A 16335-nucleotide genomic window follows, 5' to 3' on the forward strand; every position below is an offset into this window, starting at 1 on the left:
GGTGGTAGGACCATGCATTCAATGACCCTGATCGCCCCACCTCAGCAGGGAGCCGTGATCTCCCAGGACCAGCTGGTCGGGGGACGCATCAAAGCACTCAGCGAGCTCACGGGCGTCTCCCGCACTCGGCTCGCGGAGGGCGTCGGCGCCACCCCTGCCATGCTCTCGAAGGTTGAGAGCGGAAACCAACGGTTCCCGCTCGAGCTCGCCTCCGCCCTGGCGGAGAGGAACGCATTACCGCTGGATTTCTTCGTCCAGACCGATCCCGTGGTGGAGCACGTCGTGCCCACCTTCCGGAAGAAGACGCGCGCCTCGGCGACCGAGCAGAAGCGGATCGTCCGGCTCGCCCGGGAGGCGGGACGCTTGTTCACTCGAGCATCCGCCGAAACCGACTACAGGCCCTTCGACTTCACCGACGACGCCGACCTGCTCGAGGACGTGGAGCAGGTCGCGATCGAGGTGCGCCGCGCCGCCCGCATCGAACCCGACGTACCCGTGTCCAATGTCACCCGGGTGCTGGAGCGCCAAGGCATCGCCGTCATCAATGGGCTCGATCCCAACAACGACCACGAGGCTGACTTCACCGGCGTCAGCCTGCCCACTGCTTACAACCGTCGTGCGCTCGTAGCAGTCATCGGCCACACCCCTGGAGCCGTGGCCCGCTTCACCATCGCCCACGAGGCCGCCCACTGCATCTGGGACCTCGACCTGCCCAGTCCGCTCAGCAGCACCCGGGACCACCGGGAACTCCGCGCCCACCGCTTCGCCGGCGCACTGCTGCTCCCCGAGGCCGCGATGCGGCAGCGCATCCACGAGCACACCACCCTGCGCGGCTACCTGCCGATGAAGGCCGACTACGGCGTCAGCGTCGGCGCCATCATCATGCGAGCCCGCGACCTACGAATCATCACCAGCGAGCGCGCGCGCAGCCTGCAGATCCAGCTGTCCTCCTTGGGCTGGCGCGACCCGGCCATCGAGCCCTTACCGGTGAGTGACGAACGGCCACTCCTGCTGAAGCAGGCCTTGCAGCGCGCCACCGCAACCGACAGCCTGTCCCTGGCGGCCTACACCGGGCTGCCGCCCGAACTCGTCCGACACTGGGCCCAGCTCGACCCCGAGCCGCAGCCCGATGCCGCCACCGCCGACGTCATCGACCTGGCCGCCGCCCGGGAGCGCTGCAGCAACTCCGGAGTATCCCGTACCTCGTCGTCTCCCATGACCTGCAAGGATTGAGCATGCGAATCACCCATGTGAGGGCCCACAACTGGCGCAACTTCAAGGTGCTCGACTTCGCTGTCGGCGACCGGCTGGTGGTTGTTGGACCAAACGCCTCCGGAAAGTCGAACCTACTGGACCTGTTCCGGTTCCTGTCAGACATCTCCCGTTCCGGCGGCGGCTTGGCCGCAGCGCTTGAAAGCCGTCAGGGGTTGTCCAAGACTCGTTCCCTCTTCGCGCGCAACAACCACCGCGGCGAACTCAATGTCGAGGTAACTCTCGCTGACGACGGGGAAATCTGGGAGTACGAACTTGCCGTCAAGGGCGAATCCGGTGGATTGAACCGCCCCATCGTGGTGAAGGAGGTAGTGCGCCGCAATGGTTCGGTGCTGCTCAATCGGCCGGATGCCCAGGACGCCCAAGACCCGGAACGGCGAACCCAGACACACTTGGAACAAATCTCCGCCAACCAGAAGTTCCGCCCCATCGCCGACTACTTCGCCAAGACGAACTACTTCCACCTGGTACCGCAGGTGATCCGGCACCCCCAGTCCAGCGGCGTGCTGGGTGCGCGGGCATTCGGTAGCTCGATGATCGCCGAAATGAATGCCACCCCCGCCAAGACGCGCAACGCCTGGTTCAAACGCATCCAGCGCGGCCTCGTGGCAGCCGTCCCAGGCTTTGAGAGTTTGCGCTTGGAGGTCGACAAGGCGGGACAACCCCACCTCATTGCGGGCTACCGAAACTGGCGCAGCAACCCGTCCGAACAGAACGAAGCCGACTTCTCAGATGGCACGCTGCGGCTCATCGGCCTGTTGTGGACGATCGTCAGCGCGCCGTCCAATGGCGGCGTGCTGCTGCTGGAGGAGCCCGAGCTATCCCTGAACACAGCGGTTGTGAGACGACTCGCCTCGCTACTGGCGGCAGCACAACGCCGCTCATCCATGCAGGTGATTCTGACCACTCATGCCCCCGAATTGCTCGACGACGAGGGAGTGCGTGCCGACGAGGTGCTTGTGCTGCAGGTGACGGATGACGGAACAACCGCCGCCCCACTGTGGTCGGTCGCCGAAGTCGCGGATGAGTTGGCGGCTGAGATCCCCTTCTCAGACATCATCTCCGAGCTGATCAGCCCCGAGGATCTCTCGGGGCTTGTGTCGGCCGCCAGGCGGTAGGGGCAATGGACCTGGTCGTGGAGGGCGGCTCCGACGAAGGGGCCGCGCGACGCGTGGTGGAAGCTGCTGGCCATGCGGTGGTCCGCGTGTATGTGGTGCGCGGAACGGGGAACCTGGACCGTAGGATCACCAACTATTCCAGGGCTGCGCGCACGACGCCGTGGGTGGTCTTCCGCGATTCTGACAATGCCTGCCCTGTGGAACTGCGGACCCGCCTGCTGGCGGGCATCCCCGAGAACCCCCGCTTTTCGCTCCGCATTGCGCACACCATGACCGAGGCTTGGCTCATGGCAGACAGAAAGGGGTTTGCCGACTATTTCAAGGTCTCGGTAGGCACCGTGCCCGCCGACCCCGAGGCAGAACCGCATGCCAAACGAAGCTTGCTCGCGTTGTGCCTGAAAAGCCGGAACCGCGACATTCGCGAGGAGGTCGCCTTCGACGAGGCCCACCCCGGGCCACTGTTCACGGACCACCTGAATGGGTTCGCCACACGTCACTGGGACATCGAGACGGCCGCCCAGAACAGTCCCTCCTTGCGCCGCGCCATAGCAGCGTTGGCCGCCATGCCGAACGGAGCGAGCGAATGATCCTTGAGTCCGAGTGGGAGGACGACATGCTCGACTGGCTCGGCGAGCTGGGCTGGGAACCGCTCACCGCGTCCGCCGTCGAACCGGAACGCTCGTCACTGGGCGACCTGGCGCTGCGGGACACCTTTCTGCAGTCGCTGCGCCGGCTCAACCCGTCCGTGCCGGACACCTTCCTCGCCCAAGCCCTCGCGGAGATGCTGCAGCCCAAGAGCCAGGACTCGTTGGCCGAGAACAAGCGCTTCCACGGCATGCTGGCCAGGGGTTTCAACGGCCTTTCATACGTCGACTCCACCGGCCGGGAGCAGACGCCCACGCTCCGGCTCCTCAGCTCCGACGCCGGCGAGAACACCTACCAGGCCGTCCGGCAGGTGCGGATCGTTCAGGCCAAGCACAGCCGCCGCTTCGACATCGTCCTGTATGTCAACGGGCTCCCGCTCGCTGTCATCGAACTCAAGCAGGCCGGCTCCGCGCACGCAACCATTGCCAAGGCCCACGCCCAGATCGGAACCTACCTGCACGAGTTCGGCACCACCTTCCGCACCGTCGTGGCCACCGTCATCAGCGACGGGTTGACGGCCCAGTACGGGACGCCGTTCACACCGCTGAACCACTACTCGCCGTGGACTGTCGGCGACTGGGGTGAGGTGATCGACACCGGCCCCAACGCCCCCGAGCTGGAGACCCTCACCTACGGGCTGTTCGAGCCCACCCGCTTCATCGACATGGTCGTGCACTTCACCGCCTTCGACGAGTCCGACGGCGCCATCACGAAACGGATCGCCAAACCGCACCAGTACTTCGCGGTCAAGAAGGCCGTCAGGTCGACGCTGCAGGCGGTGGGATCAACGGGCAAGGCCGGCGTCGTCTGGCACACCCAGGGCTCGGGCAAGTCGATGGAGATGGAGCTCTACGCCAACCTCGTGATGAGCCATCCCGAGATGGGCAACCCGACGATCGTCGTCATCACCGACCGCAACGAACTGGACGGGCAGCTGTTCGGCGGTTTCCTCCGCTCGACGCTGCTGCCGGAGAAGCCGGTGCAGATCAAGAAGCGCTCCGAGCTGCGCGAACGGCTCAGCAACTCGGCGTCCGGGGGTATCTACTTCACGACCCTGCAGAAGTTCGGACGCTCGCCCAGCGAGCGGGACGCCGGCCTGGACCATCCGCTGCTGACAGATCGGCGCAATGTCGTCGTCATCGTGGACGAGGCACACCGCTCCCACTACGACGATCTGGACGGCTACGCCCGCCACCTCAAGGACGCACTGCCGAATGCCACCCTGATCGCGTTCACCGGGACGCCGATCAGCAAGACCGACCACAACACCCGCGAGGTATTCGGCGAGTACATCGACGTGTACGACCTCAGCCGCGCCGTCGAGGACGGTGCCACGGTGCCGGTCTACCTCGAGCAGCGGCTGGTGAAGGTGAAGCTGTCCGGGGCCCTGACCGCCGAAGACCTCGATCGCGTCGCGGATGAGACCGTCCATGGTCTGGACGAGGCCGAGCGGAGCCGTATCGAGAAGTCGGTGCTGGTGATCAACGCCATCTACGGTGCACCTGAGCGGCTGCGGACGCTGGCCGCTGACATCGTGGAGCACTGGGAGAAGCGTCGCGGCGCGATGGAACCGGCTCTGCGGGATGGGGATGAGGGGCCCGTTCCGCACGGGAAGGCGATGATCGTCGGGGCCACCCGCCAGATCTGCGCGAACCTGTACGCCGAGATCGTGAAGCTCCGGCCGCAGTGGCACAGCAATGATCTCGACAAGGGCGTCATCAAAGTCGTCTACTCCGGCAACGCGACCGACCTCCCGCCGATCCGGGACCACGTGCGGCGCAGTTCCGAGAACGACGTCATCAAGCGACGGCTCACCGAGGTGGACGACGAGCTCGAACTGGTGATCGTCAAGGACATGATGCTCACCGGTTTCGATGCCCCACCGCTGCACACCTTGTACCTGGACCGGCCGCTCAAGGGTGCGTTGCTGATGCAGACCCTGGCGCGGGTCAACCGGACCTTCCGCGGCAAGGAGGACGGCCTGCTGGTCGCGTATGCGCCGCTGGCCGACAACCTGCGCGCCGCGCTGGAGGAGTACACGCACACCGACCAGGCCACGCGTCCGGTCGGACGGGACGTCGACGAGGCCGCGGCGGTGACCCGCGAGGTGCTGTCGGCTCTGGACCAGTTGCTGGCCGGCTTCGACTGGCGTGGCGTGCTGCGGTCCGGGTCGAAAAAGGCGCGACGTGAGGCGGTGGCCGGTGCCACCGAATACCTGCGCTCCCCGAGGACCCCCGGCAACACCGTCCCGGAGGGTGAGGAGACCCTCGCCGACCGGTATCGGAAGCTCTCGGCCCGGCTGTCGCGGATGTGGGCGCTGGCGGCCGGGTCCCAGACGCTGGACGACGTGCGAATCGACATCACCTTCCACGAGGAGGTGCGGGTGTGGATGGCGAAGTACGACGCGAAGGAGCGCGAGGCCAACGGGCTACCGGTACCGGACGAGGTGCTGCGCCTGCTGCGCGGGGTCGTCGCAGACGCAACCGGCACCAGCGGGATCACCGACATCTACGACGCCGCGGGCATCCCCAAGCCCAGCCTGCAGAACCTGACGCCGGCAATCGTCCGGCAGTTCATGGAGGCCGATCGACCGCACTTGGCGATCGAGGCGCTGCGGGACATGCTGATCGAGGAGGCCGCAGCGGCCACGCGGAGCAACCTGGTGCGAAACAGGGCCTTCAGCGAGCGGATCAACGAGCTGATGCTGCGCTACACGAACCAGCAGCTGACCTCGGCCGAGGTCATCCAGGAGCTTGCCGAGTTGGCCCGGACGATCAGCGCCGAGAACAAGCGCGGGGAACAGTTCCACCCGCCGCTCAACCATGCGGAGATCGCCTTCTACGACGCCCTCGCCGAAGACCCGAGTGCGCTGGCTGACATGGACAACGAGGTGCTCGCGGAGATGGCACGGGAGTTGCTCAAGATCCTGCGCAACGACTCCCGGACTGACTGGACGCGCCGCGAGGACGTCCAGGCCAAGCTCCGGGCCTCGGTCAAGCGCCTCTTGCGCTGGTACAAGTACCCGCCCAGCAAGCAGCCCGAGGCCATCAAGCTGGTGGTCGAGCAGATGGAGGCCCTGGCCCTGGAGGAAACCGCCTGATCATGGCCTTTCCCGCGTTCCTCGACACGTGCACCCTGTTTGGCGCGGCCCTGTGCGACACGCTGCTGAGCATCGCGGAGCGGGGTGCCTTCACGCCCTACTGGTCCCCGCAGGTACTTGTCGCCGTGGAGCGGGCAGTTGTCGAGCGTGGTCACGCGAGCCAGGAAGGCATGGCCCGGCGGGTGCGAGCCATGGACCGTGCGTTCCCGACCGCGTCCGTCACCGGTTATGAGTCCTTGGTGCCCACCATGACCAACCATCCTGGCGACAGACACGTTCTGGCTGCGTGTGTGGTGAGCCCGGCGCAAACCTTGGTGACCTTCAACATCAAGGATTTCCCATCAACATCGGTGCAGCCCTATGACGTCGAAGTGGTACACCCCGACGCCTTTCTGCTCGATCAGCTCGATCTGCATCCGGACGAAGTACAGCAGGCCGTCGCGGTCATGCTCAAACGCAATCAGAGGCCGCCCCAAGACACCGTCGCACTGGCCGACCTGCTGGAACTGTGTGGCACACCACGCTTCGCTGCCGCCTTGCGGGAGCTGCCTCAGCGAATCCCCTCCGCCGACTGAGCGGTCTTCTCGTGGAGTCCCTCGGCCCGCGCTACCTGTGCCATCTCGTCCAGCGCTCGCTGGCGCTCCTCCGCCGCCCTGCGCTGGTAGTCGATGAGGTCCCCGAGCCGGATCTTGCGATGGCGGCCCACCGTCGTGTGGGGGATCGAGCCGGCATCGACGATCTTGATCAAGCTGGGGCGCGACATGCCGAGGTAGTCGGCCGCCTCCTGAGTCGTCATCATCTTGCTCACCGGGGCGATGGAGACGGCCCGGCCCGCAGCCAGATTCTCAGCCGCGAAGCGGAGCACGTCGAAGAGCTCCTCGGGCAAGTCAATCACCGATGCCCGATCCGCGGAGACCAGCTGGGCCCCTGCTCTCGGTCCCTCGTGGTCGCGCCGCGCCAACTCGCGGTTGAAGTCAATGATCTCGGCCGAGGGCGTGCTCGGGTTGACGGTGAGAGTGGCGAGCGACATGAGTCCATGATGGTCGCTAAACGCAATATTCGCAACAACTTTGCGGGCTGCCTTCAGCCAGGTAGCGTCCACGGGCAGACGCGGGCTCCTGCACCCAACATGGGCTCCCGGACCGCCGGGCCCCGCACCATCTGTCCGGATCTACTAGACGCCGCCCAGTGCTTGTTCAAACTCCTCGACGTTGGATTGCACCCGGAACAAGGTGAGCGCGGAACCAATCTCGTTCAGGGCCGCTTGGCTGAAGTGGTCTCGACCGACCCCCGCCACCAGCCACTCGACGGGCAAGCGATGTCGGTGAACAGGGGCGCTGGGTTCATACCAGTAAGCACCGGAGACGCGTCCGATATTGACGGTTCGGGTTCCTTTGTCGGGGGCGACAACCATGTCGCCCGGTCTGAGTTCGAAGGCGAACTTGCGCAGTATGGCCACCCAATTGGGATAGGCGCCGGGTGCCTCGTCGGGATAGCTCGCACGCAGGGCTCGGTCGATGACCTCAGCGTGGTAGCCGACCTCACGGAGGTCCGGGACAGCGTCCCATCCGATGCTCACGAAGCCATCCGCAAGGAGCTCTTGGGCAGTGAGTGCGTTGTTGTGGATGCCCCACCAGCGTTGTTCGGTGGTTGCATCAACGGCCAGCACCGCGAGTGCTTCCCCCAGTGCTTTGGCGACCCCCGGCCGCGCCAGTGTCTCGGCACCGATCGATGGACGTTTCGCCATCCCGCTGACGCGCACGGCGGCGCCGTCCAGCTCGGGCAGCACCTTCTCGAGGCGGGCGAGGAACTCCTCGTTCACGCCATCTGCTGTGTTCACACTGCCCAAGTAGAGGTACAGGACGCGGTCCAGGTTGTCGGTGTACACGCTGTACGGCCAGGCCATCCCCTTTGCAGCGGGGACTCCCACCACCAACGACGGTGTTCTCGCCGCCGTGCCCCCAGCACGGCCCCCCACGCTTTCGGCAGTGGATACCAACTCCTCGAGTGCTCTCAGAACATCAGGGGTGTCCACCAGAGCATCCACCACGTCCGCGACGCTCCAGCGTGCCCTGGGACGAGGATGGGTGCTGCTTGAGTAACCGGGGCGGACGCCCGTCACTGAATCAAGTGCCTCGTCCACCGCATTTCCCCAGAACTTCGCGAGCACCCAGGTGCGACCCCCTTCATGAATGGCCTCCTCGACTGCCCAGACCCTGCGCTGGTCACGTTGTACATCAGCGATCGTGAGGAGCGCGTCCCAGAGTTCATCGCCGTTCAGCAACCCCTCCACACTCTTCACCCGTGTGTCGGGCAGCCTGCTCGCGATGTCTGGCATGGAGACTCCATCCGCACGCAGGTGCTCGACCAGTTTCGGCACGACCATGCGGCGCGACAGCCCCTGCTCCATCCACCCCGGTCCGGTGAGCTCGTAGGTGGGCTGTGATGTCGCTTCTGGTCTCGGAGCGGCTTGGGTCGAGCGCAGGACATCCTCGGTGCGAGGCCCTCCCGCTGGCCGGGGCCAGGCTGACGTGATGACTCCGGCGAGCCGGGCACCCCGCTCCTCGATGTTCTGCTCGGTCCACTGGCCCTGGGCCTCAGACAGAATCGTCTGGTTCATGAACAGCGACGTATGCGCCTGCAGGTACTCGCGTTTTCCCTTTCCCCCAGCGGCGCTCCACGCGTTGTTGGACATGGACGAGTTGTGGTTGCCCTTCACCAACGTCAGGTTGCCCAAGGTCTGAATGAGGTCCTCGCGACGGGCGCTCGCATCAGAATCATTCCCGCTCAAGGGCCAGTTGTTTGACCACGCCTGGGGCATGACGTGCTCAACCGACAGGTTCTTCGGCGCGAGGGTCTCCTCGACGTCCCTCTTCCAACGCTCGGCCTCCTCGACAGCCTCCAGAAGCATGCGGTTGACGTCGCGGCGCAGCACCCGGTAGGCGCGCATTTCCCGCAACTGACGCTTCAGGTAGTCGTCGTCCGGCCAGACGCGACTCGGTCCCGTCAACTTCAGCAGGAAGTCCTCCATGACGTCGGCCGCTTCATGCGGTTCAGCCGCGTTCAGCCGCTCGAGGATCTCTATCACCAAATGGTTCAGGTCTTTGGTGCCAAGTTTCACAACTGCCCGTCGGGTGATGTAGCTGTCGAGTACCTGGAGCGCCCTCTCCTCCTGGGCCTTTGGCACCTGGAGATCGCCGCGTGTGATGAACCAGAGCACTACTGGCACGACGACATTCGAGTTCAGCACCTCGAGCACGTGGTAGCGGAAGCGCGCCTGCGGGGTTCCGGACTCTTCGGACAGGAACTCGCGATATGCCTTGGCATCATCGTGGAGTTCACGCATCAAATCAGAAGCGTTGGGATACTGCGGTGTCACCTCGTCCCGGAAATCTGCGAAGACACGATCAGACGCGACCTCGCGCACGAGTTTCATCACCATCCACCTGGACAGGAAGATGTCGATCCTGGGACGGGTCAAGCGGCCCTGGACGACGGGTTCGCGCCAGTAGTCTTCGTCCAGCTCAGACCAGTACTTTTCGTACAGCTTGTCCGAGTCGCCACCTTGCTGTTCGAGTCGCTGGAAGAGATGGTTCTTGACCAAGTCCGCCGCCAGCAGTGGAGCGCCGCGGAAGTTGAGGGTCTCGAAGATGACTTGGGCATTGTCACCCGGTTCCAGCTGGATCCCCACCACGGAAAGCCGGTCTCGCAAGCCCACGACCAAGGCATGCAAACGTTCTTTTGTGTTGGCCGGACCGTCCTCCTGCGCCCAGCCACGAACCTGTTCGACGAAGAACGTGTGGGCTTGGACGATGCGGGAGCCAGCTACGGAGGTGGGCACAGGACGGACGTCGTCCATCGCAGCGGCGAAGGCATCCCGGTCCTTGTTCGTCGGCCACACCTTGAAACGGGCCTCGTCATCGCTCGCCACGTTGTGGTTCACCACGAGAAGCCGGAGGGCGTCGGCATCCTGCGCATCTCCGAGATCTCGGACGACCAGCTCACTGGCGTCCAGGAGCAGCTGGAGCGTGGTGAGCCGCTGCTGGCCGTCGATCACGTTCCACTGCGCGTAGAACAGACCCATTTGCGTGATGGGTTCCACCACCACGGCGCCGAGGAAGTGTGCTGGCACGTGCCCCTGCGGCCCAACAGCCAGGACCCGTTCCGCCACCGACCGGACGTCGTCCCACAAGGGTGCCCATTGGTTCTTCTCCGTCCACACGTAGGGGCGCTGGAACAGCGGCACGAGGTACCGCGCGGATGCCTCGAAGAGCTTGACGGTGGTGAGCGGGTCTGCCTTCATGGGGACATCTTTGCTGCATACGGGCAAAGCCGGGTACCCGGACATCCCAAGTTCATTCTTCTGGCAGGATCGGTGGCACGACGTGGAGAAGCTTCCTCAGGAAAAGAGCCCAGCGGAGTTGCTGGATGGCATCCGCGCCTTGCACGACCACTTGGAGCAGGGTGTATCCATCCAGTGGCATGGAGGCGACAGCACGCCAGAGGGTTTCATCGAGGCGCCGTGGCCCGACTACCCGGACTGGCTCTGGTACGGCATCTGGGACGCCATCACCCTTCTCATCGATCGCTTGGGCGTGGCGCCGCCCCAAACGACGACGTGGGAAGACGACCGTGCCGGTATCGAGCGAGCGGGGCTCTCGGAACTGGCTCACCTGTTCCGTTGGTACGGCAATGGCGAGCGAATCTGCACCGGGCTGATCGACGAGGGTGCCACCGACGGCACACTGCTCGCCGCCTCGAAGCGCCTCCTGGAGCTGATGGACTTCTGACGGTCGCCATAGCGCCCGCACTTCAGCTCCGATTGGATCGGCTACCTCTTAACCTCGTGGCCATGTCCAAGCACCGCACAGTCGCTCCGCCAAACCTGCAGCTTCCCGAGTACGTCAGGGATCGGCTCGGGAACAGACAGCAATACGTCCTGGAGCACGGCTTCCCGCCCGACATCGTCGGTGTGGGCTGGTGGGCCAATGTGCCTCCTCAGCAGAGCGTCGACACGTCCGACCTCCATGGCCACGAACGCCTGACACGCGGGGACCTCTTCGCGCTCGGCCGCGAGGCATCGGCCTCGAACGCCTCCGGGGACGCGGTGCTCAAGCTGCTGTGGAACACCCTCGCTTGGGGCACCGGCAAGAGCCAGCGTGGCAACACCTCCCGGCTACGCAGCCTCAAGGAGGAGTCTCTCGGCGGCCAGCGGATCGAACTGCTCAAGAGGGCGGCGAAGTTCGCAGCGGAAGGCAACCCACGAGACGCCTATTCGACGCTCATCCGCAAGGGCGGTGGCGTGATCCCCGGCCTCGGACCGGCCTTCTTCACGAAGTTCCTCTACTTCGCCTCCGCAGACGTCCCCGTCGCTGACACGAGCGAGACTCGATGCCTGATCTTGGACGCCCGTGTGGCTGGCAACCTGGCCGCCGCCGGTTGGACCGACATGCCGCGAGTACGGGGGCAGTACAGCTACAACTGGTACACCGATACCTACGTCAGCTACTGCCAACTCTTGGATCGCTGGGCCCGCGAAGAGTCAGAGCGCCATGGTTCGACAATCTGGCCGGACGAGATTGAGCGTGCTCTGTTCGAGGGGTCGAAGCAGAAGCAGCAATGATGCTGACCGAGCACCCCAACAATGCTCTTCATCTGCCAGTAGAGTGTGCATGTGGACATCACAACGTTCGTGAACCCCGAGATGGGTGCGCTTATCGACATCAGCGGCACCGACAGCTCCGGCGTCGACTGGAACCACAAGGCGTTCGTCCCCGCAGCTCTGCCGGACCAGTCCCCCAACTTGTCACAGCGCACCTACCGCGCCGTGGCGGACGCCCGCGCAGCGGTCGCAGCTCTGGACAGCACCGCTCGACAGCTGCCCAACCCCACGCTGCTGCGTCGGCCCACGCTGCAGCGGGAAGCACAGAGCACTTCAGCGCTGGAAGGTACCTACGCTCCACTTGAGCAAGTTCTTGTTGCGGACGAGGCTGCCCCTTCGACGGTGGAACTGCGCGAGATCCTGAACTACGTGGAGATGGCCAACGAGGGCATCGCCTGGATCCGCGACGGTCGCCCGATCACGGTGAACTTTCTCAGCGACCTGCAGGGCATCCTCATGAATGGAACACCTTTGGCCGCTGCATCCGGTCGGCTGCGCGACATCACCGTCGTGATCGGGCAGCGTCCTGACGCAGACCCGTTGGCGCCGGCGGTTCGTCGGGCTCGTTTCGTGCCCCCGCCGCCGGGCGATCAACTGGAGGCCGGGGTGTCGAGCCTCGTGGGGTGGATCAGGATGAACCACGACGAGGAGATCGACCCCATCGTCGCGGCAGCCATGACGCATTACCAGTTCGAGTGCCTCCACCCATTCCGCGATGGCAACGGCAGGCTGGGACGCTTCCTGATCATGGTGCATCTGATGCTGTCGGGTGTTCTCTCGGAGCCAACCCTCTCCGTGTCACCGTGGTTCGAGTCCAGACGGTCCCCCTACTACGACGCCCTCTTCGGAGTCAGCAGCCGGGGAGACTGGGACGGGTTCATCCAGTTCTTCGCTCGAGGCATCACCGAATCGGCCCGTTCCACACGGGTGCAGATGCTGGCACTCGTGGCAGTTCAGGAGGAGTTGCGCCAGACGGTACGTGACTCCCCCCTGCGAGCTGACACGGCCTTGATGCTGGTCGACCACGCGGTGGCAAACCCGTCCTTCTCCGTCGAATCCGTCAGCGAAACCCTGAACGTCTCGCCCAATCGTGCGCGAAAGCTCATCAACCAGCTGATCGAGCTCGGTGTCCTGCAAGTGGCCGATCCCTTGGCGTACAAGCGGCGATACTTCGCCCCCGCCGTGCTGCGCGTACTCCTCGGCTGACGCCGAAAGGGTTCCAAAAGGACCGTTGTTGCCCAACACTGTTCCTCATCTGCCACTTCAGGGCGCATGTTCACGAAGATGCGTCCACAAGTTGCCATTGGAAGTTGATCAGTTCAATTCGCTCCTGCCAGGGCTTATCAACTTCGTGGGATCGCCCCACCACAAGCACAAACAGACGCCGCGCCCCGAAAAAGGAGCGCGGCGTCCAGACGTCCAAGAATGATCAGTTGATCAGACTCAGGATGATCCCCTGGGCGAAGTACACGACGAAGAGCGCAGCCACGCCCCACAGCAGCGGGTGCACCTGGCGCGCCTTGCCGCGGAACAGCTTCACGAGGCAGTACATGATGAAACCGACGCCGATGCCGACGGTCACCGAGTAGCTGAACGGCATCAGGACGATGGTCAAGAAGGCGGGGATCCCGTCCTCGACGTCGTCCCAGTCCACGTGCACGACCTGGCTCATCATCAAGAAGCCGACGAAGGCCAGCACGGGCGCGGCGGCCTCGCTGGGGATCATGTCGACGATCGGGGTCAGGAAGATCGCGGCCAGGAAGGCCAGGCCAGTCACGACCGACGCCAGACCGGTGCGCGCACCCTCCTCGACGCCGGCGGTCGACTCGATGTAGGAGGTGTTGGACGACACGCTGCCCAGGCCACCGGCCATCGCGGCGACCGAGTCGCACAGCAGGATCTCCTGCAGGTGCGGCGGCAGCCCCTTCTCGTCCAGGAGATCACCCTCGCCACCGACGGCCACGACCGTCCCGACGGTGTCGAAGAAGTCGGCCAGCAGCAGCGAGAAGATCGTCAGCACCAGCCCGAGGAAGACCTTCCAGCTGAAGGCGCCGCCGTTGGTGAAGGCGCCCAGCATGTCGACCTTTCCGAGCAGCCCGAGGTCAGGGCTGACGAAGGACGACGCGTCCGGCAGCTTCGGGACGTTCAATGCCCACCCGGTCGGGTTCTTCGAACCATCCGACAGGAAGGTCGGGCCGACCTTGAACACCGCCTCGACGATGACGCCGAGCACCGACGCCGCGAGGATCGAGATCAGCATCGCGCCGCGCACCTTGCGCGAGTACAGGAAGACCAGCAGCAGGAAGCCGATGACGCACACCGCGATCGGCCAGCCCTGCAGCGACCCGTTGACGCCCAGTTCGACCGGCGGGGAACCGGCCGGCTTGCGCACGATGCCGGCGTCCATCAGGCCGACCAGGGTGATGAACAGGCCAATGCCGACGCTGATCGCGGTGCGCAGCGGCGGGGGCACGGCGCGGAAGATCGCGGTGCGCACCCCGGTGAAGACGAGCAGCGTGATGATGATGCCCTCCCACACGATCAGGCCCATCGCCTGCGACCAGGTCATCGTCGGGGCGATCGAGTAGGCCAGCATCGCGTTCAGGCCCAGGCCCGTGGCCAGGCCGAGCGGGAAGCGTCCCCAGGCACCCATCAGGATCGTGACCAGGCCGGCGATCAGCGCCGTGGCCGCCGCGACCATCATCTTGGAGTGGTCCACCGCCGCCCAGTCGACCTGGGTGTGCGCGGCGTCGAGGTACTTGGGGGCACCGGAGATCAGGTTGCCGAACTTGTCGGCCTCGGAGCCGATGATGATCGGGTTGAGCGCGAGGATGTAGGCCATCGTGAAGAAGGTCACCAGGCCACCGCGCACCTCCCGACCGATGTTCGAACCGCGCTGCGTGACCTCGAACCACCGATCCCAGCCGGGAAGGTTGCCGAGGGTGGGGGAACCGGACGCGGGCACGCCGGAAGCCGTGGGGGATTTCTGAACCATGCGCCACATCCTAAGGAAGGCGGACGCGCGCCCTACGCTGGGTCCATGGACCAGCACCCACACCTGTTCGTGCAGGCACCTGTGCGTCCCCTCGACGAGGACGCGGTGACGGCGATGACGGTCGGCACCATCTGTTTCGCCGTCATGACGGTCGTGATGGGCGTGCGCCTGGATGAGCTGCGCACCCATGACTCGGCCTGGTGGTTCTGGACGGCCGTCGCGGGCACCGTGATCGGCGCTCTCGGGCTGGTCTACTGCCTGCGTCGCCGAAACAGCCGCCGCTCGGCCGACCAGCCCTGAGACAGGGTCAGTCGAACAAAACCTCGTCGACGCCGATCGTGTCGAACACGGGATCTGCCAGCTCGACCCCACGCTCGTCCGCGACGACGTCGGAGTGCCCACCACAACCGTGGTCGACGGCGACGACGTGCGCGTCGAAGGGCGAGAACTCGTTGGTGCAGGCACCGAACATCGTCCCCAGACCGCCCTGCAGCCGAACGAAGTAGGCGCAGCTGACGCACGCGGCCGGGGCCTGGCGGGAGAAGGCGTTGTCGGCACCCGACTCGCCACCATTCCAGCGCTCGGCGGCCAGCTCGCGTCCCTCGACCGAGAGCACGCGCTCGCGCCCCAGGCCCAGCTCCGCGACGACCGCGCGGGTCTGCGACCACTCGGCCGGGTCGGCGTCGGCGGCCAGCTCGCCACCGGTGAAGCCGGGCTCCAGCCGCGGGTCGTTGTCGGGGGTGGGCAGCAGCATCCCGGGGCCGACGTCGCCGGCCTGGATTCGCTCGCTCCACGGCACCCAGCTGGGAGCGGTCAGCGCGTCCTCACCGGGCAGCAGGACGATCTCGTTGACCGTCGCCGCCCGGGCGCGGGAGGCACGCACCATCGTGACGGCCCAGCGCCAACCCTTGTAGCCGAGGTGCGGGCAGTCGAACAGGTGGGTGACAACGCGCTCGTCCTCGGCCACCACGCCGACGTGCTCGCCGACGCCGAAGTCGCCAGCGTGCTCGAGCGCGGCCTCGCGGGCCTGCTCGACAGCGGCGGCGGTCACCGCGTCCAACTTGGGGGCTTTGACCCGCGCGCGGGCCGCGCCCGCCTCGACCATCACAGCTCCAGCTCGTCGGCGACGCGGCGCAGCACCATGGCCGTCTTCTCCGCGTGCTTCGCATCGGGGTGACGCCCATGGCGGTAGCCATTGCCGAGGGAGTCGAGCATCTTGATCAGGTCCTCGACGATGACGGCCATGTCCTCCGGCTTCTTGCGGAGCTTCTTGCTCAGCGAGGGGGGCGCGTCCAGCAGCCGCACCGACAGCGCCTGCTCGCCGCGACGGCCCTCGATGATGCCGAACTCGACCTTCTGCCCGGGCTTGAGCGCGTGAACCCCTTCGGGCAGCACATTGGAACGGACATAGACGTCCCCGCCGTCTTCCTTGACCAGGAAGCCGAATCCCTTTTCTGCGTCGTAGAAACGCACCTTGCCGATGGGCACTTCATCCTCGCTCTGCTGAGTGGGCCCGGCCATTCACCGGGCTGACCGCTGAGTC

14 protein-coding genes are annotated in these 16335 nt (G+C 65.5%); 9 read left to right on the top strand and 5 right to left on the bottom strand.

Annotated features, from left to right (window positions below):
• Positions 1-21: 21 nt before the first annotated feature.
• The 5 genes from ABD089_RS10635 to ABD089_RS10655 are packed head-to-tail and all read left to right on the top strand — an operon-like array spanning position 22 to position 6710.
• Positions 22-1233: an XRE family transcriptional regulator gene (locus ABD089_RS10635; protein WP_343886360.1), complete on the top strand. Its 1212-nt coding sequence runs from the start codon at positions 22-24 to the stop codon at positions 1231-1233.
• 2 nt (positions 1234-1235) lie between these two features.
• Positions 1236-2390, top strand: a complete 1155-nt coding sequence (locus ABD089_RS10640) for an AAA family ATPase (RefSeq protein ID WP_343886361.1) — start codon at positions 1236-1238, stop codon at positions 2388-2390.
• Between the two features lie 5 nt (positions 2391-2395).
• Positions 2396-2977 carry a hypothetical protein gene (locus ABD089_RS10645; protein ID WP_343886362.1) on the top strand — a complete coding sequence of 194 codons (582 nt, stop codon included), beginning with the start codon at positions 2396-2398 and terminating at the stop codon, positions 2975-2977.
• A complete protein-coding gene (locus tag ABD089_RS10650) occupies positions 2974-6135 on the top strand; it encodes a type I restriction endonuclease subunit R (RefSeq protein WP_343886363.1) in 3162 nt (1053 codons plus the stop codon). Before ABD089_RS10645 ends, ABD089_RS10650 begins: the two co-directional genes overlap by 4 nt.
• 2 nt (positions 6136-6137) lie before the next feature.
• Positions 6138-6710, top strand: a complete 573-nt coding sequence (locus ABD089_RS10655) for a VapC50 family PIN domain-containing toxin (protein ID WP_343886364.1) — start codon at positions 6138-6140, stop codon at positions 6708-6710.
• Here the strand turns inward: ABD089_RS10655 and ABD089_RS10660 are convergent.
• Entirely contained in the window at positions 6686-7165 is a 480-nt protein-coding gene (locus ABD089_RS10660; RefSeq protein ID WP_343886365.1) for a helix-turn-helix domain-containing protein, read from the bottom strand. The two genes, ABD089_RS10655 and ABD089_RS10660, sit on opposite strands and share 25 nt — an antisense overlap.
• Positions 7166-7309: 144 nt before the next feature.
• Positions 7310-10438 carry a GmrSD restriction endonuclease domain-containing protein gene (locus ABD089_RS10665; RefSeq protein WP_343886366.1) on the bottom strand — a complete coding sequence of 1043 codons (3129 nt, stop codon included), beginning with the start codon at positions 10436-10438 and terminating at the stop codon, positions 7310-7312.
• Between ABD089_RS10665 and ABD089_RS10670 the strand changes: the two genes are divergently transcribed.
• The 3 genes from ABD089_RS10670 to ABD089_RS10680 all read left to right on the top strand — a co-directional run bounded on the left by ABD089_RS10670 (position 10419) and on the right by ABD089_RS10680 (position 13003).
• Positions 10419-10925, top strand: a complete 507-nt coding sequence (locus ABD089_RS10670) for a hypothetical protein (RefSeq protein WP_343886367.1) — start codon at positions 10419-10421, stop codon at positions 10923-10925. The two genes, ABD089_RS10665 and ABD089_RS10670, sit on opposite strands and share 20 nt — an antisense overlap.
• Positions 10926-10987: 62 nt before the next feature.
• Complete coding sequence (locus ABD089_RS10675; protein ID WP_343886368.1) at positions 10988-11758, top strand: 8-oxoguanine DNA glycosylase OGG fold protein; 771 nt, start codon at positions 10988-10990, stop codon at positions 11756-11758.
• Positions 11759-11962: 204 nt separating this feature from the next.
• A complete protein-coding gene (locus ABD089_RS10680) occupies positions 11963-13003 on the top strand; it encodes a Fic family protein (protein WP_343886369.1) in 1041 nt (346 codons plus the stop codon).
• Positions 13004-13226: 223 nt separating this feature from the next.
• Here ABD089_RS10680 and ABD089_RS10685 read toward each other — a convergent pair whose 3' ends face one another.
• A complete protein-coding gene (locus ABD089_RS10685; protein WP_343886370.1) occupies positions 13227-14792 on the bottom strand; it encodes an NCS2 family permease in 1566 nt (521 codons plus the stop codon).
• A 45-nt stretch (positions 14793-14837) separates the two neighbouring features.
• On the opposite strand from ABD089_RS10685, the gene ABD089_RS10690 reads away from it, so the two are divergent.
• The gene (locus ABD089_RS10690) at positions 14838-15092 is read left to right on the top strand and encodes a DUF2530 domain-containing protein (protein WP_343886371.1); all 255 of its coding nucleotides are present in this window, start codon (positions 14838-14840) and stop codon (positions 15090-15092) included.
• A 7-nt stretch (positions 15093-15099) separates the two neighbouring features.
• Here the strand turns inward: ABD089_RS10690 and ABD089_RS10695 are convergent, their stop codons facing one another.
• The gene (locus tag ABD089_RS10695; protein ID WP_343886372.1) at positions 15100-15897 is read right to left on the bottom strand and encodes a DUF3027 domain-containing protein; all 798 of its coding nucleotides are present in this window, start codon (positions 15895-15897) and stop codon (positions 15100-15102) included.
• A complete protein-coding gene (locus ABD089_RS10700) occupies positions 15897-16280 on the bottom strand; it encodes a cold-shock protein (RefSeq protein ID WP_343886373.1) in 384 nt (127 codons plus the stop codon). The genes ABD089_RS10695 and ABD089_RS10700 overlap by 1 nt, the downstream gene beginning before the upstream one ends.
• Between the last annotated feature and the right edge of the window lie 55 nt (positions 16281-16335).

Source organism: Luteococcus sanguinis (assembly GCF_039527675.1).
Classification (GTDB): domain Bacteria; phylum Actinomycetota; class Actinomycetes; order Propionibacteriales; family Propionibacteriaceae; genus Luteococcus; species Luteococcus sanguinis.